Here is a 25807-nt window from a genome sequence, read left to right as displayed (position 1 = left end):
AGATATGCTGCTGAGCTGGCCCCGAAGATGTGGCTCGATCGCCATCACGGTCGGTGGGCGCGCGAAGATCGGGCTCTGCTGGCGGTTGAACGTCCGGCTCGGCCGGGGAGGGAGGCCCGGGTCAGCTGAGGAAGAGGGAGACCGGCAGCGCGACCAGGGTGGTCGCCACCGCCAGCGCGGCGGCCCCGATCAGGCGGGGCGGGCGGTCGGCCACCATCAGCCGCTGCACCCGGGCATCCAGGTCGCGGTCGCCCATGCCCAGCGCCCCGGCCGGGGTGATCCGGTCCCCGCAGGCCGCGAAGCGGCGCAGCGCGCCCGCCAGCGGCGCCTCGGCGTGCAGTTCGCGGGCCTTGTCGTCGGCGCGCATCTCGACCAGCAGGGCGACCCGCTCGTGCGCGTCGCGTACCCAGCGGAACCAGGGCAGCGCGCGGCAGAGCGCGGTGAACGGCAGCAGCACCAGGTCGTGCCGCTCCTGGGCGTGCGCCCGCTCGTGGGTGAGCACCGCCGCCAGTTCGGCCCGGTCGAGCAGGCTCAACGTGCCGGCGCTGACCACCACGCGGGGCTTCACCCCGGGCAGGCAGTACGCCGCCGCGCTCGGGTGGTCCAGCACCAGCGCGCCGGGCACGGTGGGATCCCGGCGGGCGACCAGGGTGAGCAGGTCCCGGTGGCGGCGCTGCGCGCGGACGCTGGCGTGGATGCTGCGGACGGTCGTGGTGAGCAGGACGGCGCCGATGCCGAAGCCGACGCCGACCAGCCCGAGGTGCACGGTGCCCAGCCCGGCCGGGAGCGTGCCGTGGCTCAGGTCGGTGGCCAGGGCGAGCAGGGCGCTGCCGGTCGGCCGGTCGTACGGGGCCAGGCCGAGCGCCATCGGCAGGCCCATCGCGGAGAGGCCGAGCGCCAGCCCGACCGCCTGCCAGCAGACGATCGCGACCCGGGGGGCGCGCCACGTCCAGGTGGACCCGGCGAGGACCTGCGCGGTCAGGTAGCAGGCCAGCATCGACGCGGCGAAGTGCACGGCGAAGGCCACGGCTGTCGCCCCTACCTGTCCGTGGCCTCGTCGGCCAGCCTGGACCGGCCGGCCCGTGGGTCCTCGACCCGGTCGGTCAGCCCGGCCTCGGCGCCCAGCGCCGCGCGGAGCACGTCCGCCTCCGTCCCGGTGACCGAGCGCGCGAAGCGGACCAGCGCCGCGTCCCGGCTGCCGCCGAGGTCCAGCGCGTCGAGCATGAGCTGGGCGATGTACGCCTCGCGGCTGGCCGCGGCCCGGTACCGCCAGGCCCGCCCCTCCCGCTCGCGCTGCACCATGCCCTTGCCGGCGAGCCGGTCCAGCACGGTCATCACCGTGGTGTACGCCAGCTCACGGCCGTCGAGAGCGTCGGCGACCTCGCGCACGGTCACTCCGTCCGACGTGGCGGGGACCGAGTCCCACAGCACGTCCATCACCGCACGTTCGAGATCACCCAGCCGAGTCACCCCGTAATCCTACCCCCCGTAGTAGAACCCTCCCAGGGCAGGAGTCGCGAGCTGAACATTCCCCGCGGGCCCGGCAGGCCGAGGTTTTCGGGGGAGCCCCACCCGCGCAGGGATCAAGCCTGACCGCCCGGAGCGGGTGGGGCTCCCCCGAAAACCCCACCCGGACCCGCGATCACACCCCCTTGGGGTGCCAGACCGTCTTGGTCTCCAGCAGCGTGGTCATCCGGGTGATGCCCGGGTCGGCGGTCCAGTCGTGGCCCGCCGGGGCGGGACGCAGCACCCGCTTGAGGTTCTGCGCCGCCTTGACCTCCAGCTCCGCCGCCAGCTCGGCGTCGGTCACGCCGCTCAGGTCGAGGGCGTTGACGTCCATGTGCGCGGCCAGCGTCGGCACCGTCTCGGTGATCTTCCCGGTGAGCAGGTTGACCACCCCGCCGGGCAGGTCGGAGGTGGCCAGCACCTCGGCCAGGGTCACCGCCGCGAGGGGCTGCGTCGGCGAGGTCGCCACCACCACCGTGTTGCCGGTGACGATCGCCGGGGCGATCACGCTGACCAGGCCGAGCAGCGCCGGCGACTCGGGGGCCACCACGGCCACCACGCCGGTCGGCTCGGGCGCGGACAGGTTGAAGTACGGGCCGGCGACCGGGTTGGCCCCGCCGTACACCTGGGGGAGCTTGTCGGACCAGCCGGCGTACCAGACCCAGCGGTCGACCGCCGCGTACACCTCCTCGTCGCTGACACCCAAGGCGCCGAACTGCTCGCGCCGGCCCTCCAGCATCTCGGCGACCCGGTAGAGGATCTGACCCCGGTTGTACGCGGTCGCCCCGGCCCATCCCTTCACCGCGGCGCGGGCGGCGAGCACCGCGTCCCGGGCGTCCTTCCGAGACGCCAATGACACGTTCGCGTCCTGCACGAGATACGACCGCCCCGACTCGCTGCGTGGGAACTTCCCGCCGATGAAGAGCTTGTACGTCTTGCGTACCGCGACCCGCTCAGACATTGAGGTAGCCCTCCAGCCCGTGCCGGCCGCCCTCGCGACCGTAGCCCGACTCCTTGTAGCCGCCGAACGGCGAGGTGGGGTCGAACTTGTTGAACGTGTTGGCCCAGACCACGCCGGCGCGGAGCCGGTCGGCCATCCAGAGGATCCGGGAACCCTTGTCGGTCCAGATCCCGGCCGACAGCCCGTACGGCGTGTTGTTGGCCTTCTCGACGGCCTCGGCCGGGGTGCGGAAGGTCAGCACCGACAGCACCGGCCCGAAGATCTCCTCGCGGGCGATCCGGTGCGCCTGGGTGACCCCGGTGAAGATGGTCGGCGCGAACCAGAAGCCCCGCTCGGGCAGCTCGCACGGCGGCGACCAGCGCTCGGCACCCTCGGCCGACCCGGCGTCGGAGAGCTCGCGGATCCGCTCCAGCTGGGCGGCGGAGTTGATCGCGCCGATGTCGGTGTTCTTGTCCAGCGGGTCGCCGACGCGCAACTGCGCCATCCGGCGCTTGAGCGACTCCAGCACCCGGTCGGCGACGTTCTCCTGGATCAGCAGCCGGGAGCCGGCGCAGCAGACGTGCCCCTGGTTGAAGAAGATGCCGTTGACGATCCCCTCGACCGCCTGGTCGACCGGGGCGTCGTCGAAGACGATGTTGGCGGCCTTGCCACCCAGCTCCAGGGTGAGCTTCTTGCGGGTGCCGGCGACCGAGCGGGCGATCGCCCGGCCGACCTCGGTCGAGCCGGTGAAGGCCACCTTGTCCACGCCGGCGTGCTCGACCAGCGCCCGGCCGGTCTCGCCGGCGCCGGTGACGATGTTGACCACGCCGGCCGGCAGCTCGGCCTGCTGGCAGATCTCGGCGAAGAGCAGCGCGGTCAGCGGGGTGGTCTCGGCCGGCTTGAGCACCACCGTGTTGCCGGCGGCCAGCGCCGGGGCGATCTTCCAGGCCAGCATCAGCAGCGGGAAGTTCCACGGAATGACCTGCGCCGCGACGCCGACCGGCTTCGGGTCCGGCCCGAAGCCGGCGTACGGGAGCTTGTCGGCCCAGCCGGCGTAGTAGAAGAAGTGCGCGGCGACCAGGGGCAGGTCGACGTCGCGGGACTCCTTGATCGGCTTGCCGTTGTCCAGCGACTCCAGCACGGCCAGCTCGCGGGAGCGCTCCTGGATGATCCGGGCGATCCGGTACAGGTACTTGGCCCGGTCGCGGCCCGGCATCGGGCCCCAGACCTTCTCGTACGCGGCCCGGGCGGCGCGGACCGCGCGGTCCACGTCCTGCGCGCCGGCCTCGGCGACCTCGGCGAGGACCTCCTCGGAGGCCGGGTTGATCGACTTGAAGGTGCCGCCGTCGGTCGGGTCGACGAACTCGCCGTCGACGAAGAGCCCGTAGGAGGCTTTCAGGTCCACCACCGAGCGGGACTCGGGGGCGGGAGCGTATTCGAACATCACTCTCAGTCCAGGGTGAAGTAGTCGGGACCGGAGTAGACGCCGGTCGTCAGCTTGGTGCGCTGCATGAGCAGGTCGTTCAGCAGGCTGGAGGCGCCGAAGCGGAACCAGTCCGGGTCGAGCCAGTCCGCGCCGACGGTCTCGTTGACCATGACCAGGTACTTGATGGCGTCCTTGGTGGTCTTGATGCCGCCCGCCGGCTTCACGCCGACCTGCCGCCCGGTGGCGGCGCGGAAGTCGCGGACCGCCTCCAGCATCACCAGCGTCACCGGGAGGGTGGCCGCGATCGGGACCTTGCCGGTGGAGGTCTTGATGAAGTCGCCGCCGGCCAGCATGGCCAGCCAGGAGGCCCGCCGCACGTTGTCGTAGGTGGCCAGCTCGCCGGTCTCCAGGATGACCTTGAGGTGGGCGTCCCCGCAGGCTTCCTTGGTGGCCACGATCTCGTCGTAGACCTCCTTGTAGCGCCCGGCCAGGAACGCGCCCCGGTTGATCACCATGTCGATCTCGTCGGCGCCGGCCTCGACGGCCGCCCGGGTGTCGGCCAGCTTGATCTCCAGCGGCGCCTGACCCGAGGGGAAGGCCGTCGCCACGCTGGCCAGGTGCACGCCGGATCCGCGCAGCACCTCGGCCACGTGCGGGACCATCGCCGGGTAGACGCAGACCGCCCCGACGTGCGGGCAGGTCGGGTCGGCCGGGTCGGGGCGCAGCGCCTTGGCCGCGAGCGCCCGCACCTTGCCGGGGGTGTCCGCGCCTTCCAGGGTGGTCAGGTCGACCATCCGGATGGCCAGGTCGATCGCCTGGGCCTTGGCGGTGGTCTTGATGGAGCGGGTGCCGAGCTGTGCCGCCCGCTGCTCCGCGCCGACCTGGTCCACGCCGGGCAGGCCGTGCAGGAAGGTCCGCAGAGCGGTCTCGGATCGTCCCAGCTCGGAGAGGTCCGACCGGGCCGACGTCGCTGTCGCCGTCATGCCCCGAATACTACGCATCCTGGGGGGCAGTGATCATGGTCACGCCGGCCCTGCCGGCGCCGCCGCACGTGAGCGGGGTCGCTGGTCACCCCGCACCCGCAGTGCGGGCGCGGGCGGACCGGTAGGTTGAGCGATCGTGGACGTACACGTCATTGACCACCCGCTCGCACAGTCCCGGCTGACCGCCATGCGGGACGCCCGCACCGACTCGTCGTCGTTCCGGGCCGCGCTGCACGAACTCACCACCATGCTGGTGTACGAGGCCGCGCGCACCTTCCCGGTCGAGAGGTACCCGGTGCAGACCCCGGTCACCGGCACCGAGGGCACCCGGCTGGCCAACCCGCCGCTGCTGGTGCCGGTGCTGCGGGCCGGTCTGGGCATGGCCGACGCCGCGCTCGGCCTGCTGCCGGAGTCCTCGATGGGCTTCGTCGGCCTGGCCCGCGACGAGCAGACGTACGAGCCGCGCGCGTACATGGAGTCGCTGCCGCGCGACCTGACCGGCCTGCCGGTGCTGGTGCTCGACCCGATGCTGGCCACCGGCGGCTCGCTGGAGCACTGCTGCCGGCTGCTCGCCGACCGGGGCTGCACCGACATCACCGTGCTCTGCGTGCTCGCCGCGCCGGTCGGCATCGCCCGGCTGGAGCAGTCCGGCCTGCCGTTGCGCCTGGTCACCGCGGCGATCGACGCGGGGCTCAACGACAACATGTTCATCGTGCCGGGGCTCGGCGACGCCGGCGACCGGCAGTTCGGCGGCATGCCCCGGTTCTGAGCCGGTCACGGTCCCGGGACGGATCTCGGCGGGTCGGCGCGCGGGTGTGCGCGCAACCGCTACCGTCTCGGGCCATGACTGGTGTTGCGCTCGCCGAAGAGCTGCTGCTGCTGGCGTACGACGACGAGACGGGCCGGGCGACCATGCCCCGGATCAGCCTCGACCTGGGGATGGCCGCCGCCGTCCTGGTCGAGCTCGCCCTGGCCGGGCGGATCGCGTACGCCGACGGGTCCCTGACGGTGACCGACCCGACGCCGGTCGGCGAGCCGATCATCGACGGGGTGCTCGGCCGGATGGCGGCCGACACCCCGCACAGCCCGTCCTCCTGGGTGCAGCGGCTGCGGCACGGCCTGCGCGACCGGATCCTCGGTGACCTGGTCGCCCGGGGCGTGGTCCGGGACGTCGAGGAGACCGAGCTGGGCTTCATCGTGGTGCACCGCTACCCGGTGGCGGACGCCTCGGTGGAGGACGACAGCCGGCGGCGGCTGGCCGAGGCGCTCGCCGGCGGGCAGCTGCCCGACGAGCGGACCGCCGCGCTGGCCACCCTGGTCGCGGTGCTGCGGATGGAGCCGGCGCTCGGCCTGAGCGGCGACGCCGCCGTCGACGCCCGCCGCCGGCTGGAGGAGATCGCCGGTAGCGCCGGCTTCGCCGGCAACGTCAGCCTCGACGACTCCGTCGTCCGCCCCTCCGTCGGCCTGGTCGTCGCCGCCCTCGCCCAGGCCGTAGACCAGGCCCTCGGCAAGCGCCCCTGACCCCCGCCCCGCCCAGCCGGCGTTGATCATGAAGTTGGCGGTGCCGGAAAACGCTCTCCTTGCCGCCAACTTCATGATCAACGGTTGGTCCGGGGGTTAGAGGTTGAGGGCCGTTGCGATCTCGGTGCGGAGGGTGGTTACCGCAGTGTGGGCGCGGGTGCGGGCCGCGGGGACGTCGCCGTCGACGACGGCCTCGACCACCTCCAGGTACGCCTTGAGCTTCGGCTCGGTGCCCGAGGGGCGGATCACGACCCGGGCGGCGTCGGTGCGCAGGATCACCACGTCGGAGGCGGGGAGCAGGTCCTCCGCCTCGCTGACCGGCTGCCCGAGCAGGGTGGTTGGGGTGGCCGCCCGGATCCGGGCCATCGCGGTGGCGATCTCCCGCAGGTCGTCGACCCGTACCGAGAGCTGGTCGGTGTGGTGCACGCCGAACTCGGCGGCCAGCTCGTCCAGCCGGTCGGTCAGCGTCCGGCCCTGCGCCTTGAGGCCGGCGGCCAGCTCGGCGACGGTCAGCGCGGCGGTGATGCCGTCCTTGTCACGGACGTGCTCCGGGGCGACGCAGTAGCCCAGCGCCTCCTCGTACCCGAAGACCAGCGGGTGCGCCCCGCCACCGGCCCGGACGATCCACTTGAACCCGGTCAGCGTCTCGTCGTACGGCAGGCCCCGCGCCGCGCACATCGCCCGCAGCAGCGACGACGAGACGATCGTGGTGGCGTACAGGCCGGTGACGCCGCGCCGCATCAGGTGGTCGGCGAGCAGGGCGCCCACCTCGTCGCCGCGCAGCATCCGCCAGCCCGTCCCACCGTCGCGGACGACCACCGCGCACCGGTCCGCGTCCGGGTCGTTGGCGATCGCGATGTCGGCGCGGGTCGAGTCGGCGAGCGCGACCAGCCGGTCCACCGCGCCCGGCTCCTCGGGGTTGGGGAAGTTCACGGTCGGGAAGGCCGGGTCCGGCTCGGCCTGCTCCGGCACCACCCCGGGCACCGGGAAGCCGGCCCGGGCGAAGGCGGCGGTCAGCACCGCCGCGCCGACCCCGTGCAGCGGCGTGTACGCCACGGCCAGGTCGCGCGGGCCGTCCGGCGCGACGACCTCGGCGGCCCGCTGGACGTACGACGCCACCAGGTCGTCGCCGAGCACCTGACCGGCCGGGCCGAGCGGCACCTCGGCCAGCGGGCCGACCGCCCGGATGGCCGACTCGATCCCCGCGTCGGCCGGCGGCACGATCTGCGCCCCGGCGCCGAGCGCCCCACCGAGCTGGGCCCCCAGGTAGACCTTGTAGCCGTTGTCCTGCGGCGGGTTGTGGCTGGCGGTGACCATCACCCCGGCGACCGCGTCGAGGTGCCGGACCGCGTACGCCAGCACCGGGGTGGGCAGCGGCCGGGGCAGCAGCAGCGCCCGCCGGCCCGCGCCGGTGGCCACCTGGGCGGTGCGCTCGGCGAACTCCCGCGAACCGTGCCGGGCGTCGTACCCGATCACCAGCGGACCCTCGCCGCCCTGGGCGGCGAGCCAGCCGACCAGCCCGGCCGCGGCCTGGGTGACCACGGCGAGGTTCATGCCGTTGGGGCCGGCGCGCAGCGGGCCGCGCAGCCCGGCGGTGCCGAAGGTCAGCGGCCCGGCGAACCGGTCGGCCAGCTCCGGCGCGCTCGCCGGCAGCCGGTCGAGCACCGCCCGGAGCTCGTCCCGGCTGGCCGGGTCGGGATCGTCGTCGAGCCAACGCCGGGCCCGGTCGCGAATGTCGTCAAGGTCAGTGGTTTCCGCCGCCATTGCCTATGGATAGCACGGCGGCGGATCACCACGCCCCGGTGGCCTCGACTCAGCTGGCCGCCGTGAGCTGGAACGACTTCACCATCTCGTCGAAGATCGGCTTGCTCTCGGCGAACGTGGCATCGGTGGCGGAGAGGTAGAACGAGTACATCTTCCCGTCGCTGAGCACGCCCCGCCACACGCCGTGGCGCTTGGCGTCGCCCTCGCCGCAGGTGTACTCGAACTGGACACCCGGCTTGCCGGCGGTGTCCTGCTCGTCCATGGCGACCTGCTCGTAGGGGTCCCCGCAGCTGGTGCTCCTGGTCTGCAGGAAGTTCTGGGCGCTCTCCGCCCACCGGGTCGGGGTGCCCTTCCACTTCTCGGCGAGGATGCGGACCTTGCGACCGTCGTCCTGCGGGTCCACGTAGTCGACGTAGGAGCCGCCGGTCGCCTTCTTCCAGCCCTTGGGCACCATCACCCGCACGCCCCTGGCGTTGTGCTCCTGCATCTCGGGCAGCTCGCCGCCGGCCGCGGGCGCGCTCGGCTGGACCTGCGTCGGCGTACCGGGCTCCTCGTCGCCGCCGCTGAACATCGCGATCATGCCGATCAGCAGCACCACCGCCAGGCTGCCGGCCGCCGCGAGCTGGAGCTTGCGGGGCCAGCCCTGCACCGTTGCGACCAGCTTGCCGCCGGTGCCCCGGACCTTGTCGAGCGCCCCACCGCCGGTGGCCCCGGCCGGCGCGGTGGTCGGTGAGGTCCACGACTGGCCGGTGCCCGGCACCGACCACTGGCCCCCGCCGTACACCGGCTGGGTCGCGTCGGGGTGGCCGCCGATCCGCTGGGTGGCGTCGGAGCGCCCACCGCCGATCCGCTGGGTCGTGTCCGGGTGGCCGCCGATGCGCTGGGTCGTGTCCGGGTGCCCGGTGCTGAACCGCTGGGTGGCCTCCGGCGCCCCGCCGTACGTGGTGCCCGGCGGGCGGCCCGCCGACGGCATCGCACCGGTCGGGGTGTGCAGCGGGCCGGCCAGCGCGTCCGCGCTGGTGTCGTCGAGCCCGGCGGCGGACGCGGCCGGGCTCGGCCGCTCACCCCGGCGCAGCGCGGCCAGCCGGTCGGTCAGCGACTCGTCGGGAGCCAGCATGGCCCGGCCGCCGATCTGCCCGCTGGGCTTCGGCTCCGGCTCGGCCGCCGGGGGCGGCGTCGACGGGCGCTGCACCGGGACCACCGCGTACGGGTCGGTGACCGAGTTGACCGCGGTGGCGGTGCTGGTCAGCGGCCCGGCGAGCAGCTCGCGGAGCATCGCCCGGGCGGTGTGCACGTCCAGGCGGCGGCCCGGGTCCTTCTCCAGCAGGCCCATCAGGACCCGGGTCAGCGGCCCGCTGCGCTGCGGCGTGGCCGGCGGGTCCTCGACCACGGCGTGCATGGTCTCGATCGGGTCGCCCTTGTCGAACGGCGGCCGGCCCTCCACGGCGGTGTAGAGCGTCACGCCGAGGGAGAACAGGTCGCTCGGCGGGCCGAACTCCTGGCCCATGGCCCGCTCGGGGGAGATGAAGTGCGGCGAGCCGAGCACCATCCCCGGGGTGGTGAGCTGGACGTCGGTGGGCATCCGGGCAACCCCGAAGTCGGTCAGCACGCAGCGGCCGTCGGTGCAGATCAGCACGTTGGCCGGCTTCACGTCGCGGTGCAGCACACCGTTGGCGTGCGCCACCTCCAGCGCGCCGAGCAGCGCGATGCCGATCTTGGCGACGGCGCGGGGCGCGACCGGCCCGTCCTCGATCACCATGTCGGCGAGGCTGCGCGCGTCCAGCAGCTCCATCACGATCCACGGCCGGCCACCCTCGGTGACCACGTCGTACACCTGGACCACGGCCGGGTGCTGGATGGCCGCGGCGGCGCGGGCCTCGCGCAGGGTGCGCTCGTACATCGAGTCACGGTCGCTGGGGGCCAGCCCCGGGGGCAGGACGACCTCCTTGACCGCCACGTCGCGCCGCAGCAGCGTGTCGGTGGCACGCCAGACCGTGCCCATGCCGCCGTTGCCCACCGCGGACCGCAGCGAGTAGCGGCCACCGATGATCGTGCCGGGTGCCGCGCGTCCGTTGGGAGGACTGACCGGTCCGCCGCTCCACGTTGGGATCTGAGTCACAGAAAAGCCACCGGGGGATATCGAGGGGGCTGGGACACAACCCCCCTATCTTGCTGGTTCCGACGCCCGATGCGAAACCCGACGCGGCGCACCTTTGCCTACCGGACCGTATGTGCCCGCGCGCTCACCTGCCGTCGACCGGGGTGTGCGCTATCCCTCACCCATCGACACGCTCGCGCGTCCTACCATCCGGTGATGAGCGAACGGCGGTCCAGCGAGTCCGGTTTCCCCATCAAGGGCGTCTACACGGCGGCCGACCTCCCCGAGGAGCTGGAGACCCGACTGGGCGGCCCGGGGGAGTATCCGTACACCCGTGGGGTCTACCCCACCATGTACACGTCCCGCCCGTGGACCATGCGGCAGTACGCCGGCTTCGGCACCGCCACCGAGTCCAACGCCCGCTACCACCAGCTGCTGCGGGCCGGCACGATGGGGCTGTCGGTCGCCTTCGACCTGCCCACCCAGATGGGCTACGACTCCGACGACCCGATCGCGCACGGTGAGGTGGGCAAGGTCGGGGTGGCCATCGACTCGATCGAGGACATGCGGATGCTCTTCGACGGCATCCCGCTGGACAAGGTCTCCACCTCGATGACCATCAACGCGCCCGGCTCGGTGCTGCTGCTGCTCTACCAGCTCGTCGCCGAGGAGGCCGGGGTCGCCGGCTCCGCGCTCAACGGCACCATCCAGAACGACATCCTCAAGGAGTACATCGCCCGGGGGACGTACATCTTTCCGCCGAAGCCCTCGCTGCGGCTGGTGGCCGACACGTTCGGCTACTGCCGCAAGGAGGTGCCGAAGTGGAACACCATCTCCATCTCCGGCTACCACATGGCCGAGGCCGGCGCGACGCCCGCGCAGGAGATCGCGTTCACCCTGGCCAACGGCGTCGAGTACGTCCGCGCCGCGCTGGAGGCCGGGCTGGCCGTGGACGACTTCGCGCCCCGGCTGTCGTTCTTCTTCGTCGCCCGGACGACGCTGCTGGAGGAGGTGGCGAAGTTCCGCGCCGCCCGGCGGATCTGGGCCCGGCTGATGCGCGACGACTTCGGCGCCAAGGACCCGAAGTCGATGATGCTGCGCTTCCACACCCAGACCGCCGGCGTGCAGCTCACCGCCCAGCAGCCCGAGGTCAACCTGGTCCGGGTCGCGGTGCAGGGGCTGGGCGCGGTGCTCGGCGGCACCCAGTCGCTGCACACCAACAGCTTCGACGAGGCGATCGCGCTGCCCACCGAGAAGGCCGCCCGGCTGGCGCTGCGGACCCAGCAGGTGCTGGCGTACGAGACGGACCTGACCGCCACCGTGGACCCGTTCGCCGGGTCGTACGTGGTGGAGGCGATGACCGCCGAGATCGAGGCGGCGGCGGTGGAGCTGATGGACCGGGTGGCCGACCACGGCTCGGCGGTGGACGCCATCGAGGCGGGGTTCCAGAAGCGCGAGATCGAGCAGTCCGCGTACCGGATCGCCCAGGAGATCGACTCGGGCGAGCGGGTGGTGGTCGGCCTCAACCGCTTCACCGTCGACGAGGAGGAGCCGTACGAGCCGCTGCGGGTGGACCCGGCGATCGAGGCGGCCCAGGCGTCTCGGCTGGCGAAGCTGCGCGCCGAGCGGGACAACGGCGCGGTGGAGCGGGCCCTGGCGGAGCTGCGCGCGGCGGCCGAGGGCACCGAGAACGTGCTCTACCCGATGAAGGAGGCGCTGCGGGCCCGGGCCACGGTCGGCGAGGTCTGCGGGACGCTGCGCCAGGTCTGGGGGAGATACCAGCCCAGCGACCGCTTCTGACCAGCGCGTGAACGGCGGCCTCCGCCGGTGCCCCGGGCGCCGGCGGGGGCCGTTGTCGTATGCGGTCGGGGTCGACAGGGGTCGTCAGGGCTGCCCCGCCGGAGCTACCGTCGGTGCAGGTACCCGGTGCGGCACGGAGCTCCTCGAGGCTCCCGTGGGCGCCCGGGCAGCGTGGCCTTCCGGGCGGGCGTGTGCCGCGTGGGTTCCTGGGTAACCCGGACGGGTGAACGGGACGGACAGCGTGTCCGGCCGCGCGCGGGACGATCGTGTCACCGTCGGGAGTCGCCTGGTCGCCGGCTGTCGTCGGTTAATTGTCCGAGCGGCAGTTAATTGCGGCGACTAATGCGACAATTCGGAACGACGGCCCCGGATCGATGCCGATTTCGCGACCGCCCAATCGGTTACGCGTTGTAGGAGGGGTGGGGCAGATGACGGCGTTCGAACGCGATCTACCTGCTGTCCCGCAGATATTCGAGCCCTCTCACCAGGGCTTACGTGACGCTGTGCGGTCCGATCACTACCGTAACGAGGTTGCCCAGCGTCACCGTCGGAGGTCTAGGCTGTCTGCTGTCCTCCCCGATGATCCGTCCATTCCTAGTGATCGAGAATTCGACGTGACGAGTGCGTTGACGCTGCCGAACGGCAGCCAGCTGGCGTCGTCCTGGCCGGAGGCGCCATCCGGGTCCCAGCCCCTGCCCTACGAGCTCGACCATCTGCTCGCCCTGCGGGTACCCGGCCTCATCGCCACCCGTCGCCACATCCACTCCCACCCGGAGCTCTCCGGCGAGGAGTTCGAGACGGCGGCGCTGATCGCGCGGGAGCTCTCCCTGGCCGGCCTGCACCCGCGGCTGCTGCCCAAGGGCAACGGGGTCATCTGCGACATCGACGGCCGCCCCGACGGGCCGGTCATCGCGCTGCGCGCCGACATCGACGCGCTGCCGCTGACCGACGTCAAGGACGTGTCGTACAAGTCCACGGTGGAGGGCGTCTGCCACGCCTGCGGCCACGACGTGCACACCACGGTGATGCTCGGCGTCGGCATGCTGCTGGCCCAGCTCGCCGACGCCGGCCAGCTCGACGGCCGGGTGCGGCTGATCTTCCAGCCGGCCGAGGAGATCCTGCCCTGCGGTTCGCTGGAGGTCATCGAGGCCGGCGGCCTGGAGGACGTGGTCCAGATCTTCGCCGTGCACTGCGACCCCAACCTGCCGGTGGGCAAGGTCGGCCTGCGGGTCGGCCCGATCACCGCCGCCGCCGACAACGTCACCGTCCGGCTCACCGGCCCGGGCGGGCACACCGCCCGGCCGCACCTGACGGTCGACCTGGTCGACGCGCTCGGCCGGCTGGTCACCGAGGTGCCGGCGCTGGTCAGTCGGCGGGTGCCGGCCAACAGCGGGCTGCTGCTGGTGTTCGGCCACGCCTCGGCCGGCACCCGGTACAACGTCATCCCGTCCGAGGCGTGCGCCTCGGGCACCCTGCGGGTGATGGACCGCGACACCTGGGAGCTGGCTCCCAAGATCGTCGCTCAGGTGGTCCGGGACGTCATCGCGCCCACCGGCGCCACGGTCGACCTGGAATACCTGCGCGGCCGTCCGCCGGTGAGCAACGACGCCCGCGCCATCGGGGTCCTCACCGCCGCCACCGCCGCAGCGCTCGGCCCCGAGGGGATCGCCGAGACGCCGCAGAGCATGGGCGGCGAGGACTTCTCCTGGTACCTGGAGTACGTCCCCGGCGCGTTGGCCCGCCTCGGCGTCGGCCGGTCCGGGCCCAACGTGGACCTGCACCGGGCGTCGTTCGACGTCGACGAGCGGGCCATTCCCGCCGGGGTGCGCCTCATGGTCCAGACCGCGCTGCGGGCACTGGCGGCGGTGCGGTAGGCATCGGCGGACGCGGTGCGCCGACCGGCGTGGTGGGCGGTGCCGGTGGCGCGGGCCGCCCCCGACGCCGCCGGCGCAGCACCGCCAGGAACACCACCAGGGGTACGCCGAACGCCAGCAGCCAGGGCAGCACCGCCCCGAGCACGGTCAGCAGGATGGTCATCGAGGCCACGAAGACCTTCCAGCCGCCGCGCAGCCCGACCATGAAGCCCGTCTCGGTCTCCTCCTCGGCGGTCGAGGCGTCCAGCCCGACGAACGTCACCGTGATCGTGGAGAGCGCGGTCAGGTCGGCCAGCCGACGCTTCTTCGCCTCCAGCGAGGCGAGGTCGGCCTCCCGCCGGGACACCTCGTCCTCCAGCGACACCAGCTCCGGGATCGAGGTGGCCCGGGACAGCAGCTTGCGGGCACTGTCCACCCGGGCCCGCTGGGTGGCGATCCGGGCGTCCAGGTCGACCGTCTCCTCGGTGACGTCCTGCGTCTTCACCTCCCGTCGCTGCTGCTTGCCGTACGTCGCCAGTTCGTCGATGAGCGCGGTGAACTTCGCCGCCGGCACCCGCAGCTCCAGTTCCGCCTCGGCGTCGGCGGCCACGCTGCGCCGGTTGTCGCCGCCGACGAACCCGCCGGCCGCGACCACCGCGGCGACCGCCCGACGGGCGGCGCCCTCGACGTCGTCCACCTGCACCCGCATCGTTCCGGTGTAGATGATCGATCGCTGGTCCACCCGCAGGTCCGGCGCGCCCGCGCCGGCCTTGCCCTGCTCGGCCGCCCCACCCGCCGGCGCTCCGCCGGCCGGGGCCTCGGCCGCCGAGTCACCCGTCGAGGTCGAGCGGTCCGCCGCTCCGCAACCGGCCAGCAGCAACGCCGCCAGCCCCAGCGCCGCCAGGGCCCTGCCCCGGCGTCGTGTCGTCTGTCTGTCCATCCCCGCTCCGTCCTCTGACTACCCCGGTCCCGGGGCGATAGCTCGGACGCGACGCGACACCGCGCCGGTTCCGGCAGACTGCGCTGAGGACGTCACGATTCGATAATCGAGGAGTCACGTATGCAGCTCACCAAGTACTCCCACTCCTGCCTACGGCTGCAGCACGACGGCGGGGTGCTCGTCGTCGACCCCGGCGTGGTCAGCGAGCCGGCGGCGTTGGACGGGGTGGACGCGGTGCTGATCACCCACGAGCACCCGGACCACGTGAACGTGGAGGCGCTGACCCGGGCGCTGGACCGCCGCCCGTTCACCGTCCACGGCCCGGCCTCGCTCGCCGGCGTCCTGGGTGACGCCGCGGAGGTGCTGACCGTGGTCAACCCCGGGGAGTCCTTCACCGCCGCCGGCGTGCCGGTCCGCGCCCACGGTGGCCGGCACGCCGTCATCCACCCCGACATCCCGGTCGTGGAGAACATCGGATACCTGTTCAACGACGTCGTCTACCACCCGGGAGACGCGCTGTTCGTGCCGGACGACGTCCAGGTGGACACCCTCTTCGCGCCGATCCACGCGCCCTGGTCGAAGTTCTCCGAGGTGCTCGACTTCATCCGGGCGGTCGCGCCGCGCCGCGCGTACGCCCTGCACGACGGTTACCTCAACGACAACGGGCTCGCCGTGCTCGACCGGCAGTACACGGCCCTGTCCGGGACCGACTACCGGCGGCTGGAACCGGGCAGCCGGATCGACGCCTGAAAGCCGTGCCCGCGCTCCCCTCCGACCTGGTCCAGCGGCTGTACCGCACGCCCCCGGACCGGTTCGTCGCCGCCCGGGACGCCGCCGTCGCCGAGGCCCGCCGGGCCGGTGACGCCGCCGGCGCCCGCGAGATCGCCCGGCTCAAGCGCCCCACCGTGGCGGCCTGGCTGGTCAACCTGCTCGCCCTCGAACGCCCCGAACTGGTCGCCGACCTGGCCCAGCTCGCCGACGCGCTGCGCACCGCCCAGCGCGACCTCAAGGGGCCGAAGCTGCGCGAGCTCTCCGCCCAGCGGCGCGCGGTCGTCGCCGCCCTGGTCGCCGAGGTACGCCGGATCGCGGCCCGGAACCGGGACGCCCCGTCCGCCGGGAAGCTCCCGCTGGGCGAGGTGGAGGCCACCCTCAACGCGGCGCTCGCCGATGCCGAGGTGGCCGAGCAGGTCCGTGCCGGCACCCTGCTGCGGGCCGTCCACTACGCCGGCTTCGGCGAGGTGCCCCGGCCGCAGCTGCGGCTCGTCACCGGTGGGGCGGAGGAGCCGCCACGGGCACCGGACCGGGCGGCGGAGCGGGCCGGGGAGCGCCGGGCGCGCGACGAGCGGGCGGCGGAGCGGGCCGCCCGGGCCGAGCGCGCGAAGCGGCGCCGGGCGCTGGAACGGGAGCTGGCGTCGGCGCGTACCGAACAGGGGCGGGCGGAGAAGGACCTCGACGGCGCGGCGGCGGCCGAGCGGGACGGCGGCGCCGCGCTCGAGGAGATCGAAGCCGAACTGGCCGAACTGGAGCGTCGCCGGGCCGCCGCCGAGCAGGAGCTGAGCCGGTCCAAACTGGCCCGCCGGGCCGCCGAACGGTCGCTCACCGCCGCGCGTCGCCGCACCGGCGAGGTGGAGGCGGCGATCGAGGCGCTGGACGCCGAAGAGGAGGATGTCGCCTCCGGCGACGGCGAGGCACACTGAGCGCGATGGATGCGTGCAGCGGGCGGTCGGGATGACGCCGGAACAGGTGGCAGCCGCCAGCAAGCCCGCCGTGCTCGAACTGGGCGAGTTGTTCAGCCGCTGCCCGGGGACGCTGCGCCGGGCACGGCTGCTGGGCATCTCCGGCTGGGCCTTCTACATCACCGGGCGGGCCGGCGCGCTCGGCGACGTCCGCGCGGAGACCGTCGCCGCCGCGGTCGGTTTCATCGCCCCGGACGCGGTCGCCGACGGCTGGGACGCCGCCGCCCGGGTGGTCCGTCCGCTGGAGGTGGCCAACGCCAACCTCGCCGAGTGCTGCCGCTGGGGCGCCCAGCACCTGGACGACCTGCCCGGGGTGCCCCGGCTGGCCGTGCTGCTGGAGCGGGTGGTCGCCGCGGCGGACGCCACCGGGATGCCGCTCTTCGCCGCCTGGCGGGCGATGCCGGTGCCGCAGCACGCCGCCGGCGCCCGCGCCGCCGTGGCGCTGCTGCTGCTCCGCGAGCACTTCACCGGGGCGTACCTGCTGGCGGTGCGGGCGGCCGGGATGACCCCGCTGGAGGCGGTGCTCGCCGGGCCGGAGGGGGAGGCCGGCGCGTCGGCCTGCGGCTGGTCGCCGCCGTACCCGCCGGTCGGCCCGCTGGTGCGGCGGCGGCTCTGGGCCGAGGCGATGACCGACCGGTTGACCTCCACCGCCTTCCGCACGTTGCGCCCGGGGGAGGGCACGGAGCTGGTGGAACTGCTCACCGCCACCCGGGCCCTGCTGGCCGGCGCCCCCGCGCGCTGACCGCCGCCGGTGTCCGGGTCTCCGGCGGGCGGTCGACCGCGGGGCCAGGTGATCGACCCCCGTTTGCGGCGTGTCGCGGTGTCGTGCGGGCCGGACACCGCGACACGCCGCAAAGCGAGTGGATCACGCGGCGGGAAAAACCGGCGGCGCCGGACCCGCCCGCCCTGCCAGGATCGCGCCGTGACGCTTCCCGCCGGTTGGACCGCCCGCCGCCCCACCCTCGACGACGTTCCCGCCATCCTCGCCGTGGTGCACGCCGCCGACACCTTCGCCGTCGGTTACCCGGACTTCGACGCCGAGGACGTCCGGGCCGCGCTGACCGCTCCCTTCTTCGACCCCGCCCGCGACTCCTGGCTGGTCACCGACCCCGACGGAACGGTCGTCGCCTGGACGGCGGTGGACAACCCGACCGGGGTGGGCCGCGACTTCGTCGAGGTCTACGTCGACCCGGAGCGCGGCGCGGACCTGCGCGCCCCGCTGCTGGCCCGGATGCTCGACCGGGTCGCCGAGCGGGCCGCCGAGCGGGACCTGCCCGCGCTGACCGTCCGGTCCACCGTCTTTCCGCCGGAGACCCGCTGGGCGGCGGAGCTGACCGAGGCCGGCTTCACCCGGGTCAAGCGGTACGTGCGGATGACCCGCTCGCTGGCCGGGCTCCCCGCCGAGTCGCCGCCCCCGCCGGGGGTGACCGTCCGCCCGCTGCGCGCCGACGACGAGGCGGACCTGCGCCTGTTCCACCGGATCTTCGACACCGCCTTCCGGGACACCCCGGACTACGAGCCGGTCGGCTTCGACCGCTGGCGGGAGCAGATCCCGGCGTCCGGCAAGGTCTGGGACGAGTGGTTCGTGGCCGAGGTCGACGGCGAGCCGGCCGGCGCGCTGCAATCCTCCGACCAGGCGCTGGATCAGGACATGGGCTGGGTCCGCACGCTGTCGGTGCTGCCCGCGTACCGGCGGCGCGGGGTGGGCGCGGCGCTGCTGTGGCGGGCCTTCACCGGCTACGCCGCCAAGGGCCGCGCCGCCGCCGGGCTCGGGGTGGACCTGACCAACCCGACCGCCCCGGTGACCCTCTACCGCTCCGTGGGGCTGGTCGAGGTGCGCTGGACCGACATGTACGAGCGGATCGTCCCCGCCGCCGGTGTGTGATGGACGACGCCGCCCGGGGCCGGCGGTGACGGTCCGTGGCGTCGGGAGCAGACTGGAGGCGTGCGATACGCGCTACGCCGACGCGGTGCCGGTGGGGCGGGAGCGCAGCTCGGTGACGTAGTCGTCCGGCGCGCCCGCCTTCTCGGCCGCGTTCGCGATCTCCGACAGGTACCAGGAGGTCGGCAGGCCGCCCTCGTACCCGTCGAAGACGTAGATCCACGCGGTGACGTCGCCGTCCAGGGTCGAGACGCGGACGTGCAGCTTGCGGTACGTGCCGGCGGTCACGCCCTCGATCTCGTCGAGCTGCGCGGCGTCGTACGGGTGGATGTCGTACAGCGCCACGAAGACCCGGTCGCCCGGGGACTCGACGACGGTGCTGACGGAGCCCTCCCAGCCGATCACGTCCTCGCCCGCGAAGGTCAGCCGCCAGCCCTCCAGCCAGCCGGTGCCCACCATCGGCGAATGCGGACAGTAGGCGCGCATCCGGGCGGGGTCCAGGTTTGAGCCGTAGGCGGCGTAGTGACGCACGGCGATGACGATAGCCCGGCGGGCGGGTGGGGGAGAATACGACGGTGCGTGTCGGACACGTTCGGGAGAAGAAAGTCACTGTGAACATCGACGAGGGGCGTGCGCTGTGAGCCGGATCGTGATCATCGGCGGGGGACCGGCCGGCTACGAGGCGGCGCTGGTCGCCGCGCAGCTGGACGCCGACGTCACCGTGGTGGAGGCCGAGGGGGCCGGCGGCGCCTGCGTGCTCTCGGACTGTGTCCCGTCGAAGACGTTCATCGCCAGCTCACAGGTGGTCACCGGCTACCGGGACACCGAGGAGTTCGGGGTGCACTCCGACGGGCTGGAGGCGGTCACCGTCGACGCCCGCGCGGTCCACGAGCGGGTGAAGCGGCTCGCCCTGGCCCAGTCCGACGACATCCACACCAAGCTGGTCAAGGCCGGGGTGACCTTCGTGGCCGGGACCGCCCGGCTGGGCGAGGACACGCTCGGTCACACCCACCGGGTGATCGTCACCCCGGCCGACGGTGGCGCCGAGCAGTCGATCGCCGCGTCGACCGTCCTGGTCGCCACCGGGGCCACCCCGCGCCAGCTGCCCACCGCCGTGCCCGACGGCGAGCGGATCCTGACCTGGCGGCAGGTGTACGACCTGCCCGAGCTGCCCGAGCACCTGATCGTGGTCGGTTCCGGCGTCACCGGCGCGGAGTTCGCCAGCGCCTACCTGGCGATGGGTGTCCAGGTCACCCTCGTCTCCAGCCGGGACCGGGTCATGCCGCACGAGGACGCCGACGCGGCGATGGCCATCGAGCGGGTGTTCCGCAACCGGGGCATGACCATCCTCAACAACTCCCGGGCGGACGCGGTCCGCCGCACCGACGACGGCGTCGAGGTTCAGCTCTCCGACGGTCGGCTCGTGGCCGGCTCGCACGCGCTGATCGCCGTCGGCTCGATCCCCAACACCGCCGACCTGGGGCTGGCGGAGTACGGCGTCGAGCTGGCCCGGGGCGGTTACGTCACCGTCGACCGGGTCTCGCGCACCAACGTCCCCGGCATCTACGCCGCCGGCGACTGCACCGGAGTGCTGCCGCTGGCCAGCGTCGCCGCGATGCAGGGCCGGATCGCGATGTGGCACGCGCTCGGCGAGGCGGTCCGGCCGCTGCGGCTGCGTACCGTGGCGGCGAACGTCTTCACCGACCCGGAGCTGGCCACGGTCGGCGTCTCCCAGGACGAGGTGGACGCCGGCAAGGTGCCCGCCCGCCAGGTGATGCTGCCGCTGTCGGGCAACGCCCGGGCGAAGATGGACGACCTGGCCGACGGGTTCGTGAAGCTGTTCTGCCGCCCGGCCAGCGGCCAGGTGGTCGGCGGCGTGGTGGTGGCGCCCAAGGCCAGCGAGCTGATCCTGCCGATCACCATGGCGGTGGAGAACAACCTCACCGTCAACGAGCTGGCCCAGACCATCACGATCTACCCGTCGCTGTCCGGGTCGATCACCGAGGCCGCCCGCCAGCTCATGCTCCACGAGCTGGAGTGAGTCCCGGGTCGCCGGGCCGGCCCGCCGGCCCGGCGCTGCCCGGTCCCCGGCGGACCAGGGCGGTGGCGACGACCGCGAGCAGCCCCACCTCGACCAGGATCAGCAGCCGCTCGGCGAGCCCGATCAGCAGCCGGTCGCCCGGGTAGGCCGACCAGATCATGGCCCCGGCGAGCGCGAGGCTGACCAGCGCCAGGGCGCGCAGCCAGGGCGCGGTCCCGGGCAGGGCGTCCCGCCGGGCGAGCAGCCAGCCACCCACCGGCAGCGCCACGAAGGTCACCACGGAGGCGTACCGGTGCAGGTAGGCGGCGGCGTCCATGGGCAGGCCGGGCTCGTTCGTGGGCACCACCGCGGCCAGCAACAGCCCGCCGGCCGCGGCGGCGAGCGGTAGCTCGCCGACGGTCCGGGACCGGCGGACGCGGCGCAGGGCGGGGACCAGCACGGCGGCGGCGACCGCGAGCGCGACCATCGCCACGTCGATGACGCCGCCCCGGTCGGACACGGCGAAGTCGCTGACGGTCAGCGACCAGGGATTCAGGTCGTCGTTCACCTCCAGGTGGCCGATCACGGTGAGCAACGCCGCCAGGGCGATCGCACCGAGGGCCACCAGGCCAAGGTTCCGGGTCGTGGGCATGCCGCCAGCCTGTCGCCGGAGCGACCCGAAGCGGATCGGGGACGCCCACCGAGATCGCGGCCGGGGTCCACCCCTAGTGCCGGGTCAGTGGGGGGAGACGGTCCGCCGGTGCGGAGGTCACCCCGTCGCTCGACGCTGTGGAGCTGATGACACCAACGACTCACGCCACCCACCGGGCGATCCGTTGACGTCATCAGCTCCACAGCGCCGAAGGGGTACCCCCGCCGAAACAGGGCGCCGCGCGGTAACGGGCGCCGCGGTGAGGGGCATCGCGCGGTGAGGGGCGCCGCGCAGTGACAGGGTTGCCGCGCAGTGAGGGGCGCCGCGCCCAGACCGAGCGGGGCGGGCGTCAGTCGACGGGTACCTCGCCGCGGGTGCGGGCACTGACCAGCGTCATCGCCCAACCCGCCGCCGCGAACCCGGCCGCCGCCGCGGCAGCGATCAGCGCCAGCCGCCAGGCCGACTCGGTCAGCGCCGTGCCGCCGAGGTGGCCGACCAACCCGCCGTAGGCCGCCCATCCGGTCGCCGCGGCGCCCTCGTAGAAGAGGAAGAGCCGGTAGGGGTACCTGCTGCGGCCGGCGGAGAAGCAGGCCGCCATCCGGCCGCCAGGCACGAACCGGCAGAGCAGGATGACCAGCGGACCCGGCTGGCGCAGCCCCCGGGTCACCCGGCCGGCCATCCGGCGGGCCCGGCTCGGCTCGGCGTGCCGGGGCGCGTGCCGGTCGGGGGCGCTGCGGCCCAGCAGGTAGCAGGCCAGGTCGCCGGCGAAGACGCCGAGCGCCCCGACGCCGATGGTCACCGGCAGGCTGAGCCCGCCGTAGACGGTCAGCGCGCCGCTGGTGATCATCACGACCTGGGTCGGGATGACCGGCACGAACGCGTCGGCGATCAGCAGGCCGAGCAGTGCGACGTACGCCCACGTCGGCGAGGCGACGTCAGTGAGAAGTTCGAGCACGACTGCCACCTCGCCGGTCAAGGCCGATCAGATCCCCCGAGCCTGACGGCGTGTCCGCCGTCACCGGGGACAGGCCCGGCCGGTGGTGACGGTGGACACGACAGGGCCACTTGGGTACAACGACGCAGTTCGGTCGGGGGTGACGGGCGGAACGGGTCGAATCCGGGCGGGATGCGGACGGCGGATCCCCGCTCCTCGGCGTACCGTTGTCGGCGCGCGGCCGCACGCGCGTCGGGCCCCCCGTTCCTGACGAGCCGGCCGCCGCGGGTCGCCGGCAGGTCCCGTGCCGGCGACCCGCCCCCTTTCTCAGTTCACCCCGACGCCCGTCCGGGCGGCCGGCGTCGCGAGCCGGAAATGCGCTGGCACCGCCGCGCGCCGGGACCGTACCGTCGGGGCATGCGCAGCGCGGTGGTGACCACGACGCCGGGAAACCCCGGCGCGCCGCACTGACGTTCGACGTCGACGAGGCCCCGGGGCGATCCGCCCCGGGGCTTCGCGGCGTCCGTGGCGAGGTCGCTCCCGGGTCATGACCCGCAAGGAGAGCGACATGATCGACCACCGCAGGCTCGGCCGGGAGCTGGACCTGTTCGTCTCCGACCCGCTCGCCGGCGCCGGGCTGCCGATCTGGCTGCCGGCCGGCGCCGCCGCCCGGCACGCGGTCGAGGAGTACGTCCGCGACCTGGAACGACGGGCGGGCTACCAGCACGTCTACTCGCCGTCGCTGGGCAAACGGGAGCTGTTCGCGCTCTCCGGGCACCTCGGCTACTTCGCCGACGACATGTTCCCGCCGCTGCGGCTCAGCGCCGACGACGAGTTCGTGCTGCGGCCGGCGCTCTGCCCGCACCACGCGCTGGTCTACCGGGCGCGCGGCCGCTCCTACCGGGAGTTGCCGCTGCGCATCGCCGAGCTGGGCGGGATGTACCGGGCGGAGCGGTCGGGCGTGCTGGGCGGCCTGTCCCGGGTCCGCGCCATCTCGCTCAACGACGCGCACAACTTCTGCGCACTGGACCAGGTCGGCGAGGAGGTGCGGGAGATCCTGCGGCTGATCCGCGAGGCGCACGTCGCGCTCGGCGTCCGCCCGGCCGGGTTCCGGCTGTCGCTGCGCGGGCCCGGGGAGAAGTACGTCGGCGACGACGCCCAGTGGGCGCGGGCCGAGGAACTGCTGCGCGCGGCGCTCGACGGGGTCGACTTCACCGAGGCCCCGGGCGAGGCCGCCTTCTACGGCCCGAAGATCGATATTCAGATCGTCGACGCCGCCGGGCGGGAGTCCACCCTCTCCACCGTCCAGCTCGACTTCGACAAGCCGGAGCGGTTCGACCTGTCGTACACCGACGCGTCCGGCGCCCGGCGGCGGCCGGTGATGGTGCACCGCAGCCTGGTCGGCAGCATGGAACGGCTCTTCGCCTACCTGATCGAGGTGCACCAGGGCGCCTTCCCGCCCTGGTACGCCCCGGTGCAGCTGGTGCTGCTGCCGGTGGACGCCGGCCAGGCGGGGGCGGCGGCCGAGCTCGCCCGCCGGGCGGTCGCCGCCGGGCTGCGGGCCGAGGTCGACGCCGGTGGCTCGCTGGGCGCCCGGATCCGCGACGCCGCCCACCGCCGGGTGCCGTACGTCGGGGTGGTGGGCGCCCGGGAGGCGGCCGACGGGTCGGTCTCGCTGCGCCTGCGCGACGGCCGGGGGTTGGCCCCGATGCCGGTCGCGGACGCGGTGGGGCTGGTCGGAGCGGTGGTCGCCGCCCGCTCGACCGACCTGCTGCCGGCGGCCGCCTGAGCCGATCATGAGGAGAGCGCCCCCTGGACCGACGGGGTCCGGGGGGCCGCCCCGTCGCCCTCGTCGTCCACCAGCGCGCCGACGAACTGCGACCGGTACAGCCGGTGGTAGGCCCCCTTCGCGGCGAGCAACTGCTCGTGGGTGCCCTGCTCGACGATCCGGCCGTGCTCCATCATCAGGATCAGGTCGGCGTCGCGGATGGTGGAGAGCCGGTGCGCGATGACGAAGCTGGTCCGGTCCGAGCGCAGCGCCGCCATCGCCCGCTGGAGCAGCACCTCCGTGCGGGTGTCCACCGAGCTGGTGGCCTCGTCGAGGATCAGCAGCGACGGCTCGGCCAGGAACGCCCGGGCGATCGTGATGAGCTGCTTCTCGCCGGCGCTGACGTTGCTGCCCTCCTCGTCGATGACGGTGTCGTACCCGTCCGGGAGGCTGCGCACGAAGCGGTCCACGAAGGTGGCCCGGGCGGCGGCCAGGATCTCCTCCTCGGTCGCGTCCGGCCGGCCGTAGGCGATGTTGTCCCGGATGGTGCCGCCGAAGAGCCAGGTGTCCTGGAGCACCATGCCGATCCGGCTGCGCAGCTCATCCCGGGGCATGCTGGTGATGTCCACCCCGTCGAGGGTGATCCAGCCCGCGTCCAGCTCGTAGAAGCGCATGATCAGATTGACCAGGGTGGTCTTGCCGGCGCCGGTCGGGCCGACGATCGCCACGGTGTGACCCGGCTCGGCGACCAGCGACAGGTCGTCGATCAGCGGCTTTTCCGGGTCGTACCGGAAGGAGACGTGTGCGAACTCGACCCTGCCGGTGACCCGGGACGGTGCAACCCTGTCCTGGCTCTGCTCCTGGGCGTCGAGCACTGCGAAGACCCGCTCGGCGGAGGCCACCCCGGACTGGAGCAGGTTCGCCATCGAGGCGATCTGGGTGAGCGGCTGGGTGAACTGCCGCGAGTACTGGATGAACGCCTGCACGTCGCCGAGGCTCATCGTCCCGGAGGCCACCCGCAGCCCGCCGACCACGGCGATCGCGACGTAGCTGAGGTTCCCGACGAACATCATCGCCGGCATGATGATCCCGGAGATGAACTGAGCCCCGAAGCTGGCTCGGAACAGCTCCTCGTTCTTCGCGTGGAAGGCGGCTTCCACCTCGGGCTGCCGACCGAAGACCTTGACCAGCTCGTGACCGGTGTACGCCTCCTCGATCTGGCCGTTCAGCTCACCGGTGTGCCGCCACTGGGCGATGAACCTGCGCTGCGACCGCTTGGCGATCCGCTGGGTGACGATCACCGACAGCGGCACCGCGACCAGGGCGACCAGCGCCAGCAGCGGCGAGATCCAGAACATCATCGCCAGCACGCCGATCACGGTCAGCAGCGAGGTGAGCAGCTGGCTGAGCGTCTGTGACAGGGTCTGCGAGATGTTGTCGATGTCGTTGGTGACCCGGCTGAGCAGTTCGCCCCGGGGCTGCCGATCGAAGTAGGGCAGGGGCAGCCGGTGGAGCTTCTCCTCCACCTCGGCGCGCAGCCGCAGCACGGTCCGCTGCACCACCCCGTTGAGCAGCCACCCCTGCCACCAGATCAGCACACTGGCGGCCAGGTATAGCACCAGGGCCAGGACGAGCACCCGGCCGAGGGCGGTGAAGTCGATCCCGGCGCCCGGCACCACGTCCATCCGGGCGAGCATGTCGGCGAAGTTGTCGTTGCCGGCGGCCCGGGCCGCCGCCGCGGCCTGCTCCGTGGTGGTCCCGGCGGGCAGTTGCCGACCGATCACCCCGTTGAAGATCAGGTCGGTGGCGTGGCCGAGGAGCTTCGGCCCGATGACGCTGAGCCCGATGCTCGCCACGGCGAGCGTGATCACCGCGGCCAGCTGGAGCCGGTGCGGCCGCAGCCGGCCGAGCAGGCGCCGGGCCGACGGACCGAAGTTCATCGACTTCTCGGCCGGCATCGCGGCGCCCATCCACGGCGGACCGC

22 protein-coding genes are annotated in these 25807 nt (G+C 73.5%); 10 read left to right on the top strand and 12 right to left on the bottom strand.

Annotated elements, in window-relative coordinates:
* Positions 1-121: 121 nt before the first annotated feature.
* The 5 genes from ACTMTB_RS18925 to deoC all read right to left on the bottom strand — a co-directional run bounded on the left by ACTMTB_RS18925 (position 122) and on the right by deoC (position 4855).
* Positions 122-1027, bottom strand: coding sequence for a M56 family metallopeptidase (locus tag ACTMTB_RS18925; RefSeq protein WP_441147330.1), 906 nt, complete (start codon positions 1025-1027; stop codon positions 122-124).
* Positions 1028-1038: 11 nt separating this feature from the next.
* A complete protein-coding gene (locus ACTMTB_RS18920; RefSeq protein WP_441147328.1) occupies positions 1039-1470 on the bottom strand; it encodes a BlaI/MecI/CopY family transcriptional regulator in 432 nt (143 codons plus the stop codon).
* A 172-nt stretch (positions 1471-1642) separates the two neighbouring features.
* On the bottom strand, positions 1643-2467 hold the full coding sequence (locus ACTMTB_RS18915; RefSeq protein WP_441147326.1) for an aldehyde dehydrogenase family protein: 825 nt from the start codon (positions 2465-2467) through the stop codon (positions 1643-1645).
* Positions 2460-3890: an aldehyde dehydrogenase family protein gene (locus ACTMTB_RS18910; RefSeq protein WP_441147324.1), complete on the bottom strand. Its 1431-nt coding sequence runs from the start codon at positions 3888-3890 to the stop codon at positions 2460-2462. The genes ACTMTB_RS18915 and ACTMTB_RS18910 overlap by 8 nt, the downstream gene beginning before the upstream one ends.
* A gap of 5 nt (positions 3891-3895) precedes the next feature.
* Positions 3896-4855 carry a deoxyribose-phosphate aldolase gene (gene deoC, locus ACTMTB_RS18905; RefSeq protein ID WP_441147322.1) on the bottom strand — a complete coding sequence of 320 codons (960 nt, stop codon included), beginning with the start codon at positions 4853-4855 and terminating at the stop codon, positions 3896-3898.
* 136 nt (positions 4856-4991) lie between these two features.
* Between deoC and upp the strand changes: the two genes are divergently transcribed.
* Both upp and ACTMTB_RS18895 read left to right on the top strand, forming a co-directional pair.
* Positions 4992-5624 carry a uracil phosphoribosyltransferase gene (gene upp, locus ACTMTB_RS18900; protein WP_441147320.1) on the top strand — a complete coding sequence of 211 codons (633 nt, stop codon included), beginning with the start codon at positions 4992-4994 and terminating at the stop codon, positions 5622-5624.
* Between the two features lie 74 nt (positions 5625-5698).
* Positions 5699-6376 carry a GOLPH3/VPS74 family protein gene (locus ACTMTB_RS18895; RefSeq protein ID WP_441147318.1) on the top strand — a complete coding sequence of 226 codons (678 nt, stop codon included), beginning with the start codon at positions 5699-5701 and terminating at the stop codon, positions 6374-6376.
* Positions 6377-6472: 96 nt separating this feature from the next.
* Here the strand turns inward: ACTMTB_RS18895 and ACTMTB_RS18890 are convergent, their stop codons facing one another.
* Positions 6473-8140 carry a phospho-sugar mutase gene (locus ACTMTB_RS18890; protein ID WP_441147316.1) on the bottom strand — a complete coding sequence of 556 codons (1668 nt, stop codon included), beginning with the start codon at positions 8138-8140 and terminating at the stop codon, positions 6473-6475.
* A gap of 49 nt (positions 8141-8189) precedes the next feature.
* Positions 8190-10259, bottom strand: coding sequence for a protein kinase domain-containing protein (locus tag ACTMTB_RS18885; RefSeq protein ID WP_441147314.1), 2070 nt, complete (start codon positions 10257-10259; stop codon positions 8190-8192).
* Positions 10260-10454: 195 nt separating this feature from the next.
* On the opposite strand from ACTMTB_RS18885, the gene ACTMTB_RS18880 reads away from it, so the two are divergent.
* Both ACTMTB_RS18880 and ACTMTB_RS18875 read left to right on the top strand, forming a co-directional pair.
* On the top strand, positions 10455-12038 hold the full coding sequence (locus ACTMTB_RS18880) for an acyl-CoA mutase large subunit family protein (protein ID WP_441147313.1): 1584 nt from the start codon (positions 10455-10457) through the stop codon (positions 12036-12038).
* Between the two features lie 614 nt (positions 12039-12652).
* A complete protein-coding gene (locus tag ACTMTB_RS18875; RefSeq protein WP_441147312.1) occupies positions 12653-13912 on the top strand; it encodes an amidohydrolase in 1260 nt (419 codons plus the stop codon).
* Here ACTMTB_RS18875 and ACTMTB_RS18870 read toward each other — a convergent pair.
* Positions 13869-14831 (bottom strand): DUF4349 domain-containing protein, encoded by a 963-nt coding sequence (locus ACTMTB_RS18870; protein ID WP_441147310.1) that lies wholly within the window; start codon positions 14829-14831, stop codon positions 13869-13871. The two genes, ACTMTB_RS18875 and ACTMTB_RS18870, sit on opposite strands and share 44 nt — an antisense overlap.
* A gap of 120 nt (positions 14832-14951) precedes the next feature.
* Here ACTMTB_RS18870 and ACTMTB_RS18865 point away from each other — a divergent pair, with 120 nt between their 5' ends.
* The 4 genes from ACTMTB_RS18865 (at position 14952) to ACTMTB_RS18850 (ending at position 18452) form a co-directional block, all read left to right on the top strand.
* Complete coding sequence (locus ACTMTB_RS18865; protein ID WP_441147308.1) at positions 14952-15581, top strand: MBL fold metallo-hydrolase; 630 nt, start codon at positions 14952-14954, stop codon at positions 15579-15581.
* A gap of 5 nt (positions 15582-15586) precedes the next feature.
* A complete protein-coding gene (locus ACTMTB_RS18860) occupies positions 15587-16528 on the top strand; it encodes a hypothetical protein (RefSeq protein WP_441147307.1) in 942 nt (313 codons plus the stop codon).
* Between the two features lie 31 nt (positions 16529-16559).
* Entirely contained in the window at positions 16560-17309 is a 750-nt protein-coding gene (locus ACTMTB_RS18855) for an SCO6745 family protein (protein ID WP_441147634.1), read from the top strand.
* Between the two features lie 180 nt (positions 17310-17489).
* A complete protein-coding gene (locus tag ACTMTB_RS18850) occupies positions 17490-18452 on the top strand; it encodes a GNAT family N-acetyltransferase (RefSeq protein ID WP_441147305.1) in 963 nt (320 codons plus the stop codon).
* A 72-nt stretch (positions 18453-18524) separates the two neighbouring features.
* Here ACTMTB_RS18850 and ACTMTB_RS18845 read toward each other — a convergent pair whose 3' ends face one another.
* Entirely contained in the window at positions 18525-18980 is a 456-nt protein-coding gene (locus ACTMTB_RS18845) for a gamma-glutamylcyclotransferase (RefSeq protein ID WP_441147304.1), read from the bottom strand.
* Between the two features lie 106 nt (positions 18981-19086).
* Between ACTMTB_RS18845 and ACTMTB_RS18840 the strand changes: the two genes are divergently transcribed.
* The gene (locus ACTMTB_RS18840; RefSeq protein ID WP_350796437.1) at positions 19087-20490 is read left to right on the top strand and encodes an NAD(P)H-quinone dehydrogenase; all 1404 of its coding nucleotides are present in this window, start codon (positions 19087-19089) and stop codon (positions 20488-20490) included.
* Here the strand turns inward: ACTMTB_RS18840 and ACTMTB_RS18835 are convergent.
* A complete protein-coding gene (locus tag ACTMTB_RS18835; RefSeq protein ID WP_441147302.1) occupies positions 20468-21121 on the bottom strand; it encodes a DUF998 domain-containing protein in 654 nt (217 codons plus the stop codon). The two genes, ACTMTB_RS18840 and ACTMTB_RS18835, sit on opposite strands and share 23 nt — an antisense overlap.
* Positions 21122-21470: 349 nt before the next feature.
* Positions 21471-22076: a DedA family protein gene (locus ACTMTB_RS18830; RefSeq protein WP_441147300.1), complete on the bottom strand. Its 606-nt coding sequence runs from the start codon at positions 22074-22076 to the stop codon at positions 21471-21473.
* A 526-nt stretch (positions 22077-22602) separates the two neighbouring features.
* On the opposite strand from ACTMTB_RS18830, the gene thrS reads away from it, so the two are divergent.
* Positions 22603-23844, top strand: coding sequence for a threonine--tRNA ligase (gene thrS / locus ACTMTB_RS18825; protein ID WP_441147298.1), 1242 nt, complete (start codon positions 22603-22605; stop codon positions 23842-23844).
* A gap of 5 nt (positions 23845-23849) precedes the next feature.
* On the opposite strand, the gene ACTMTB_RS18820 is transcribed toward thrS, so the two are convergent.
* Positions 23850-25793 carry an ABC transporter ATP-binding protein gene (locus ACTMTB_RS18820; RefSeq protein ID WP_441147632.1) on the bottom strand — a complete coding sequence of 648 codons (1944 nt, stop codon included), beginning with the start codon at positions 25791-25793 and terminating at the stop codon, positions 23850-23852.
* Between the last annotated feature and the right edge of the window lie 14 nt (positions 25794-25807).

Source organism: Micromonospora sp. L32, assembly GCF_052068055.1.
GTDB lineage: Bacteria > Actinomycetota > Actinomycetes > Mycobacteriales > Micromonosporaceae > Micromonospora > Micromonospora purpureochromogenes.
The sequence above is the reverse complement of the archived record's forward strand: the minus strand, read 5'-3'. Positions and strand labels throughout refer to the sequence as shown.